This window comes from Candidatus Omnitrophota bacterium (assembly GCA_016929445.1).
In the GTDB taxonomy this organism is placed as follows: domain Bacteria; phylum Omnitrophota; class Gorgyraeia; order JAFGIU01; family JAFGIU01; genus JAFGIU01.
In genome coordinates this window covers 70268-79613 of the sequence record JAFGIU010000005.1, presented here as the reverse complement: position 1 = coordinate 79613, position 9346 = coordinate 70268, and the positions used below count along the sequence as shown (strand labels likewise).

Annotated in this window: 9 protein-coding genes; all 9 read right to left on the bottom strand. The window is 53.7% G+C overall.

Annotation, left to right across the window (positions count from 1 at the left end; genetic code table 11):
- On the bottom strand, window positions 1–244 hold a 244-nt coding region (locus JW937_00825), incomplete at its 3' end, for a hypothetical protein (GenBank protein MBN1585955.1).
- Between the two features lie 118 nt (window positions 245–362).
- Window positions 363–710: a hypothetical protein gene (locus tag JW937_00820; protein MBN1585954.1), complete on the bottom strand. Its 348-nt coding sequence runs from the start codon at window positions 708–710 to the stop codon at window positions 363–365.
- On the bottom strand, window positions 707–979 hold the full coding sequence (locus JW937_00815; protein ID MBN1585953.1) for a metal-sensitive transcriptional regulator: 273 nt from the start codon (window positions 977–979) through the stop codon (window positions 707–709). Before JW937_00815 ends, JW937_00820 begins: the two co-directional genes overlap by 4 nt.
- Before the next feature lie 106 nt (window positions 980–1085).
- Window positions 1086–2462 carry a heme-binding domain-containing protein gene (locus JW937_00810; GenBank protein ID MBN1585952.1) on the bottom strand — a complete coding sequence of 459 codons (1377 nt, stop codon included), beginning with the start codon at window positions 2460–2462 and terminating at the stop codon, window positions 1086–1088.
- Between the two features lie 24 nt (window positions 2463–2486).
- Window positions 2487–3869 (bottom strand): TrpB-like pyridoxal phosphate-dependent enzyme, encoded by a 1383-nt coding sequence (locus tag JW937_00805; protein ID MBN1585951.1) that lies wholly within the window; start codon window positions 3867–3869, stop codon window positions 2487–2489.
- 47 nt (window positions 3870–3916) lie between these two features.
- On the bottom strand, window positions 3917–5059 hold the full coding sequence (locus tag JW937_00800) for a carbohydrate porin (GenBank protein ID MBN1585950.1): 1143 nt from the start codon (window positions 5057–5059) through the stop codon (window positions 3917–3919).
- The gene (locus JW937_00795) at window positions 5056–5790 is read right to left on the bottom strand and encodes an energy-coupling factor ABC transporter permease (GenBank protein MBN1585949.1); all 735 of its coding nucleotides are present in this window, start codon (window positions 5788–5790) and stop codon (window positions 5056–5058) included. The genes JW937_00800 and JW937_00795 overlap by 4 nt, the downstream gene beginning before the upstream one ends.
- Window positions 5777–6229, bottom strand: coding sequence for a nickel-responsive transcriptional regulator NikR (nikR, locus tag JW937_00790; protein MBN1585948.1), 453 nt, complete (start codon window positions 6227–6229; stop codon window positions 5777–5779). Before nikR ends, JW937_00795 begins: the two co-directional genes overlap by 14 nt.
- A gap of 140 nt (window positions 6230–6369) precedes the next feature.
- Window positions 6370–9234: a cobalamin-dependent protein gene (locus JW937_00785; protein MBN1585947.1), complete on the bottom strand. Its 2865-nt coding sequence runs from the start codon at window positions 9232–9234 to the stop codon at window positions 6370–6372.
- Window positions 9235–9346 lie beyond the last annotated feature (112 nt).

Below are 9346 nucleotides of genomic sequence, written 5' to 3'. Positions count from 1 at the left end.
CGTGGAACACGGCCCTAAGTGCGGGGTTGTGTTTTTCCGCCTCCTCCAGATACGCGGGGAGCCCGGGGGACAATTCGGAGGATGATCCCGGCGACCGCGCCAAAGTCCGCTCCGCTTCACGCATCAGCCGGGTCAATTCGTGATAGGACAAAGGCGGCTCTTCAGCCCACGACGGGAATGCCAGCTGTCCCAAAGCACAGGCCAACAATCCTGCAGTAAACATTTGTCGATAGAACTGGATCATCTGGAACTCCTCCGTTTGGGAAGAGGGTTATTGACAAACACTTTGCCGGTTACAGGCGCAATAGCTCCGCAACGACGAGGAATATCCACTCGCCGGAAAGGCAAGATCGCAGAAAGAATCAGAGGCGTAAGAGAGTGGATTTGAGAAAAGCAAGCCGGGGAGAAGCCCGCTCACCTTGTGAAGGCAAGTACTCTTTGGTTGGATCCAGGTTCAATAACATGCGCTGCGGAACAACATGGGCAAACAGCAAATAATCCCAGGATTCCGTGGAGATCTTGGCTGACAATACTCCCAGAAATTGGACTGCGTTGTCCTCGCTCAGCTCTCCGCCACAGGAAACGCCGGAGGGATTGCACGCACAGGCAATCTCCGGCCGGCAGCAACAGCCTTGCCTGGAAAACGCCGGAGTCGGGACACTGCCGGCAAGAGTCATAACCAAGGCTATTAGGAGAAAACGCCGCATCATTTGACGAACCTCTTTAAGGACACCATGAGCTCTTGGGTCATTTCCTGGCCACCGCTTCCGCGAATCGCATCACTCACACAATGGTCAATGTGCGTGTGCATCAAATCCAAGGCCACCCGGTCCAAGGCGCTTTTGGCCGCAGAAATCTGGTCCAGGATCTCGATGCAATACCGGCGATCTTCCACCATCTTGGCAATACCCCGGACTTGTCCTTCGATCCGGTTGAGCCGCTTCAGATGAGCCGTATGATCAGGATGTTGGTGGGCCATAGCCTTCTCCTATGCTCCAAAGTATATATACCCTACGGGGGTATGTCAAGCGCGCATAAAAAATCCCTCCTGCATAGATAACTCACTATACAGGAGGGACTTAGGACTACTGAAGCTTCTTGCCCTGGTACTCTCCGGTCAGAGTTCTCAGGAATTCCGCAATCTTTCCGGACTCCTCCCCCGTCAACCCGGCCACAGTCTGATACCTGCCCATCACAAAGACCGCATCTTTGAGATCACTGGTGGAGCCGTCGTGGAAATAGGGATAGGTCACTTCGATATTCCGGAGCGTGGGCACTTTGAACTTGAACCGGTCTTCTTCTTTCTTGGTCACGTTATAGCGCCCGTAATCCGCCTCGGTAATATTGCCGCGGTCCGCAAAGTAATTCTCACGCACCCCGAACTTCTCAAAGGACTGTCCCCCGGCCAAGACACCCATATGACAAGAGGTACAACCCTTCGCCTTAAACAAGTGAAAGCCTTCCAGTTCCCTCGAAGATAAGACATCCTTCTTGCCCATAAGGTACTGGTCAAAATCGGAGTTCAAAGTCACTAAGGAGCGCTCAAACTCCGCTATTGCATCCTGAATATTCGGGCCCTTGAGTCCGTCCAAATACACAGCCGTGAACTCCTGCACAAAAGCTTCGTCCTGGTTCAGTTTGGCCAGGACCTCTTTCCAATTGGTGCCCATCTCAATAGGATTGTGGACCGGGCCGTCTGCCTGCTCCTCTAAGTCCGCAGCCCGGCCATCCCAGAACTGCTTGAACTGAAATCCTGAATTGAACACTGTGGGTGAATTAATGGGGCCGACCGCCCCGCCAACTCCTGTCGAGCTTCGAAGCTGGTCCGTGCCCCCCTTGGACAGGGAATGGCAGCTCGCGCAACTAAGTGTGTTGTCTGCGGAAAGGCGCGGATCATTGAACAACTTCTTTCCGAGTGCAATCTTCTGTTTATTCAGACCCTTGGGCATATACAAGGGCTGGATGACCTCTCCTTTGAATTCCTCATCCACGTTGGGACTGGCATAGTTCTCTGCTCTCACGCCCTTAATCCAACCCAACATGAGCTGCTTCTCAGCAACACTCAATCCGTGATTCCAATGCATGGCCAAGTACTGAAGCGGAGGCATGGACCCATCCTCAACAACGCTCTCCAGTTTGGCAAGCGCAACCTGCCCCACGGCCTGGTTCTGTTTCGGGACAAAAGACTTCAGTAAATCAAAGTACTCTGCGCCCTCTTCCATATCCCTCTCGATGAGCTGCCGGGCTCCGGGAAGCCGCGCATAGAAAGGAAGCACACCCTCAAGACCATGGCAGATACCACACTTCTGCTCCAAAATCTTCGCCACTTGAAGATGCTGGACATCCCCCTTGGCCGCCGCACTAAGCGCCGTATCTGAGGGGGGAGACCAGAAGAAATTGGATAAGGGCAAAAGTAAACCCAAAAAAGCCAGAACTACAATTGCAGAAAAGACCTTTTTCATTCAATCCCCCATGTTAGGTCATCATCACTTAGAAGCAGCTCCGGGAGAAGGCAAACCCTGAAGAGACGCCAAAGACTTTGCCAGATCTTCTTCCGGCAGAGAATATGCGGTCAAATTTCCGGAGAGAAACTTGTCGTAGCCGGCCAAGTCCATTAAGCCGTGACCGCTGTAGTTAAAGAGAATCACCTTCTTTTGATTCTCATTCTTGGCCTTTTGGGCTTCCTCAATCACTGCGGCAATTGCATGGCTCGTTTCCGGAGCACAGATCGTACCCTGGGTGCGCGCCCAAGTCATCGCCGCTTCATAACAAAGGACCTGGTCATAGGATCGTGGATCAAAAAGTCCTTGATCAATGGCCGCGCTCACCAGGGGAGCCATGCCGTGGTATCTCAGGCCTCCCGCATGAATCGGCGCAGGCACAAAGGAATGCCCGAGCGTCAGCATGGGCAAAAGAGGAGTCATCTCCGCCATGTCCCCAAAATCATACCAATACTTCCCGCGCGTCATAGTCGGACAGGCCATGGGTTCAGTAGGGACGATTTGGATGCGGGTGCCGTCGAGCTTATCGTGCACAAAAGGAAAGGCCAAACCCGCAAAGTTGCTTCCACCGCCGGCGCAACCAATAATGATGTCCGGGGCCTTTTCTCCTGCAGACGCCATCTGCTCCTTGGCCTCCAAACCAATGATGGTCTGGTGTAGTATCACATGATTGAGGACACTTCCAAGCGAATAACGCGTTTGGCCGGATTCATCGCTGACCGCAGCCTCAACTGCCTCGCTAATCGCAATTCCCAAGCTCCCCGGCGTATCCGGCAATTTCTCCCGGATCATCCGGCCCACGGCTGTTTCTGTGCTGGGACTCGGAACACAGTTGGCCCCCCATAAATTCATCATGGATTTGCGCGCAGGCTTTTGCTCAAAGCTCACCCTCACCATAAAGACCTTGCACTCCAAATCAAAAAACTGGCAGGCAAAGGCTAGAGAACTCCCCCACTGGCCTGCGCCGGTCTCGGTGGTAAGGCGTTTGATGCCGAATTCCTTGTTGTACCAGGCCTGCGCAACTGCTGTATTGGGCTTGTGGCTGCCGGGAGGACTCACACTTTCGTCTTTGAAATAGATACGGGCAGGAGTGTCCAGGTATTCTTCTAAATACTTGGCTCGCACGAGCGGGGTGGGACGCCAACGCGCCAAAATGCGCAGGATTTCCTCAGGAATATCGACCCAACGGTCCTGGCACATCTCCTGCTCGATGAGGTTCATTGGAAAAACCTTGGCGAGCATCTCGGGCCCGATGGGCACCCCCTCCAGGCTCAGAGGCGGAGGCATGGGCTGAGGCAAATCAGCGGCAAGATTATACCAACGTTTGGGTAAATGCTCCTCGCCCAGGTAAAAACGCTGCGAACTCATTCCCGCCTCCTTTTTGCCATATATTCTACTATATAGGAAGGTGGAACCTAGAAATCCATCTGAGCCCGAAGACCGCCCACCCACAAGGTGTCCGTTCCGTTTGCGGCATCTCCCCCAAAGGGTTCCCACACCACCTGAAGGTCCGGCGTTAAGGTAAGATTCTCATGCGCTGCCCAATTGTAGTAAAGCTCCAGATGGGTTTCCGCGCGGCCTTTTGCGCCCTGGCTTTTTTTGTAATCGTGGGAAGGAAGGTTTTGTCCCACTGCTAAACCCAACACATCCGCATCCCGCTTCCAGCCCTCGCCTGTCAACTGCACTCCCAGACTCCACGAGTGCTCCAGAGAGAAATCCGCCCCCTCAAGGGACACGGAAGAATCTTGCCAGGCATAGCGCAAGAAAGCCCCGGCTTGATCAGTCAACGCCTGGTCCCAACTTAGCCCCGCGCCAAAACCGTCTTCAGAACTCCGGGTTGTGTCGAGCCATTTGGTGTGGGAGGCGTTATTGGTCCAGGCAAAGAAACGGTAGTTCCCCGGCCGTTCCCACAAATGCGGAACCAGGGTAACTTGGGCGGCAAGGAAGAGGTCTCCCAATATGTCGGAAAAATCCGCGTCTGCATCCAGGGCCAGGAATTCCAAATCAAGGAACTCGGTGGGATCATACGAGGCCCGTAATCCGGCGGCATTGTCCGGGAACTCAATGGTCTGGGAGTTCCGGAAAATGCCTCCGAGAAATTGCGAACACTCATCATTCGCGTAGTTATTGACATCGAGATAGACAGTGGGGTCCAGCTTGCCTGCGGTAACAAACAGAGGCAACTTGCTGAAAGAATGTTCGTAGAAAAGCTCGGTCACCCGAACGTTTTCATCGTCATCCGCATCATAGTTCAGCGGACTGAAGGCTTTTACTGCAGAGTCAATCCCGGCACCACCCCCTGCCTCCAGGTGAAGAAAACCTGTGCCGGACTCGCCGAACAACTTCTCGATCTCAACGTCGATGGAATAGGAGGCTTCGCTCGCACTTTCTTCAGGCTGCAACAGATCATCACCGTTTGCCTGATCCGTGCCCTGAACGACCCCCGTCGCCCCAAAGCCAATATCCGTTTCTTCCAGCAGAGCAGCCGTCGAAGCCAAGGCTTGGACATTAAGACTCAGGCCACTCAGCAAAGCAATTGTCAGCGCCCACCTTTTCATAGAATGCCGAGTTGACGGGCCACAGTCTCCAAACCGTCGGGAAGCCTACTGGCAAAAGGACTGAGCAAAACAGCTACGACAAAGGCCGCGGCCAGGGGGACAAGCACCGGTTGCCTCACTGCGGGCTCGCGCGTCAGGGCCCAGGCTAAGCCTACAGTCAGGACAGCTTCGCTCAAACCGATTAACGCATGAATCCCGGCCATGGCAGGAAGAACTGCCGACCATTCTGCCGCCCCGGACCAGGCCAATTCAACACTGCAAGCCCCTGCAGCCAGAAACACCGAAATCCAGGAAGCAAGGGCCAACCCGGCCATGGACTGTGCACCACCCAATGATTCATCTTTCGAGATCCTTTGGTAAATCCAGCCGCCGGCACCCGCCCCGATCAAAGCCATGTTAATCACATTGGCACCCAGCGCAAACATGCCCCCATCCGCAAATAGAAAGGCTTGAATGGCCAAGACCGTTGTCATAGAAAGGACGGCAAAAGGGATACCTAAAAGCGCCGCGGCTAATACGCCCCCGACCAAATGGCCGGAGGTTCCGCTCGCCACGGGGAAATTGATCATCTGGGCTGCCAGAATAAGCGCCGTAATGGCGGCAAAGCGGGCAGACGTTGGTTTTGATTCAGACCGCGATGCGGCCCTTGCTGCAACTGCAACTCCGGCTGCGCCCACAGCAAGCGTAACCGGACAAACTGCGCCGTGTAACATCGAATCAGGAATGTGCATGGGGAATCCCCTTTTGTTTGTGAATGGATACTTTCCCGGAACTCGTTCCCACAAAATGTGCGTGCTTAACCCCTTTTAAGGAAGACAAATGGTCGGCTGCATGCTGCACAGCCCGGGCGCTACCTCTGAGCACAATAACCTCCAAGCAGTTCGCCTCATCAAGATGCACATGCTGAGAACAGACAATTTCATGGTGATGGGTGTGCTGCGTGGTTGTGAGTGTGCGGTTGAGGATACGGTGTTCATGGTCATAAACCAAGGTGAGCGTCCCGACCACATCCTTTCCCTGCTGCCTCCAGTCCTCTTGAGCCAAAGTCTCCCGGACCAACTGGCCCACTGCCTGGGAACGATTGGCAATACCCTTTTTCGCAATCCAGGCATCAAACTGCGTTAGAAGATCGGAATCGAGGGAAACGCCGAAGCGGGAAACTTGAGACATGGTGTTACCTTTTTACTAATCATAACACCATTCTGTTTGCTGTCAAATATTAACTGGACCGGGTAAGGCACGAGCTCTCCGGGGAACATGAACCGGCCATCCCTGTCCGGCGCAGCAGACCGCCGGGGATCCCCAGACATTTACAGGCAATACTCAATCTCCGGCACAAACCCAGTCCATGTCGCAGGCGGCGCTTCCCGTGACTTCGCCGCTTCTACAAGACAAATCCAGTTGGACAGAAAGCTTTCCGTATTCTCCAAGATCTGATGCCGGATTGCATCGGATGGAGTAAACTTTCCTTGATTGAAATAGGCAAGAATCTGTTGAAGCATTTCCAGATATTCCTGTGCAGAGGTCATGCCATTGGTTAAGTCCCTTAATTCCTTGAGAATATCGCGAGAAATGACCCAACTATGAATTTCCAAACCATAGTCATGATAGATTTGATCCCAAGGCAACCATCGACGGTCCGGGTCAGGAGAAACAAACTCTGCCATCGCCAGCTCTTGGGCTTTGTGCCTCAAAAGTGCCCCCAACATTTCATGAGAGCGACGCTCGTTGTCTTGAAAACTATATTTCATTTGCTCAATAAATCCCAAAGCTTTCCTCGCAATCCTTTTTGAGGGATCATCCCCGTTCTGAGAAACCCACTCGGCGATAGCCTGCATAAGTCCGAGGTCGCGGCGCACTTCAATGTTCTTCCCATACTGCCTTGCCAACGCATCCCGCAGATTCTTTAAATCTTGAGAATAACTGAAATAAAGCGGCCTGAAGACGCAGACATATCGCCTCTCTTCTCCATTCGATTCAATCTCTCGCAAAGGCACTAATTCGCCCCACGTGTCCCCGATGCGGTGAAGTTCCACACTAAAAGATTCTCCGGTATTCTCATCCACACCGGTGTACCATTCTTTCCTGGACAGCTCGGTTTCCGTGAACACAACCCGGGTGGGTTGATTGTCCCACGTGCAACGCTCGGTTAAAGGCGCTCCGGCCACAGGATACACATAGACCGAGAACGTGGGAATCAGCGTCCTGCCTGTACTTTGCTGCAGATCCCACATGAAACTGCTCAGACCGCTGATCCCCTCCACCACATCGCGCAAAGATATCGAGTCTGGGTCATAACCCCGCGGAACAGCAATAAAATTGTATTGGACAGGAAACCCTTCCCTTATCATAGCCCGGGCAAAGGCTCTGGCATCTTCAAGATAACTCTCCGGCGTCCGGTCTCTCCGCCCCCAGGCCTTGCCCAAGCCTTCAGGTCCAATCAACTGTGGAGTAAAACCGTCACACCCGATCCCGTTCGAGACTATCACACCATCCCGTGCCATTTGAACAAACTCCTGGATTTCAGATCCGCTGGGAACGCGTGAATGAGCCCATACGGCCACCTTGTTTGACAAATTTCGCTGCCGCATGCCCTGCGCCAGCCTCCTCAGCCAGGAACCACCTGTCACATCATCAGCCGCCAGGAAGACTTCCGTCGCTCCCTCCTCGACAGCCTCTCCAATGATATCCAAAACGCGGTCCGGGCCTGGCCGGTTCAGCGGCCTTTGACCGACCGGACAAAATGGACAATTCTTTCCATGTCTGCAACCGTCGTTAAGCTGGATAACAGCCATGCCTCCCGGACATCCCGCATAGAAGGCAATATCGTCCCATTCTTCGGATCCTTGAGGATAGAATCGGCTTGCCGCAAGATCCGGCTCCATACTTCCCATAAACTGAAGACCCAGCTTTCGGAGTTGAGCCAAGTCTGTATCAGGAAGCAACTTCACAAGTGCCTCGATCTGGGAATCCCGCGACCATACCGGTTTCCCGAAGTTCCCGGGATTCGCCGCCTCCGGGGCGGGGCCACTCACATAAACCCTGCCCTGCGCATCCCGGATAGCCACACATCCATCGCCCGCAGCATCGCCAAGGCGAACAGACACCGTCTGACCTTGCCGGAGTGTCCGGGTAAGGGACAAGTCCATCAAACGCTGCACGGCTGCCTCATCCAGCCCCTGCTGGTTTCGGTTGCCGATTTCCTTCAGCCCCTTCAAGAGCATCGGCAAAACGTATTCCCCCAGTCCGCGACAGGCAATATCAATTGAGAAATGCTGCGTCAGAAGGGCCGGATGAAAACTCTCGGTAATATGGCCGCCAACCAGAACCGGCATTTGCGGGTTGATTGCCTTTATCGTGTCAGCCACCTGCAATAGGAGGACAATTTGCGTCTCATACCCCGATAGGCAAACAGCATCCAGTTGCCCATCATGAATGGCTTGATAGAGCTCGCTCCCAGGAAATCGGAGGTCCGCAAGAAGTGTTTGCATGTCATAAAATTGCATCACATGCAGCCTGCGCAAAAGTTCGTGAAAAAACTGCCGGGTCGGCGGATTGCCCTTGAACTCATTCAACTTCCTCCCGCTGCCTGCATACACTGGATCCGCTGTCTGCAAGGTAGAGGCAAAGAGCACATTGGACTTTTGTTCAGGAACCATCTGCCGATAAATCGAAGGGGGCTCAGCCAAAGCAGCGGTAACAACGGTCTGGCCCTCCAACCAGGATTGAATCGCTGCTGCCTCTTGATCCCTCAGGATTGCCGGATCATCAGTGCTGATTTCATCCAAAAGGCTTTGAACGCGCTCCTCCAATTCCCGCGCAGCAAACGCCGGGCGAACCGTTTCCTCTTTGAGCCGAACGAGGGTGCCAAGACTGCCGGTTCGATTCGCCGCTAATGCCATCAAAAGCACCATAAATGCTTGTGAGTCCTCTCTGCTTAGACCAGAACCCTCCGTCCGCACACCGGCACGCGGACTGCGGACTTGGAGCAAGGCCTCCATACCGCCATGCACATATAACCACTCCTCGATCCCCTCTTCAAAGAAGGGCCTGACAGCCAAGGCTGTGCCCTGAATAACCGGTGTTTCGGCAATGGCCGGCGCAAGGCAAGGGGTTATTGCAAGCGGTATAAGGCCCAACACAAAGGCCAATGTCCGGAAAAGTGACTGAATCATGGAGGAGTCCCTTAGCAAAATTAGAGCCGTCTATTTTAATATGTCTTTAATATCTATATATAGAATATATCACATTGAATCTCGCCAGGCGGATCAACAATCCGCCGCAAAC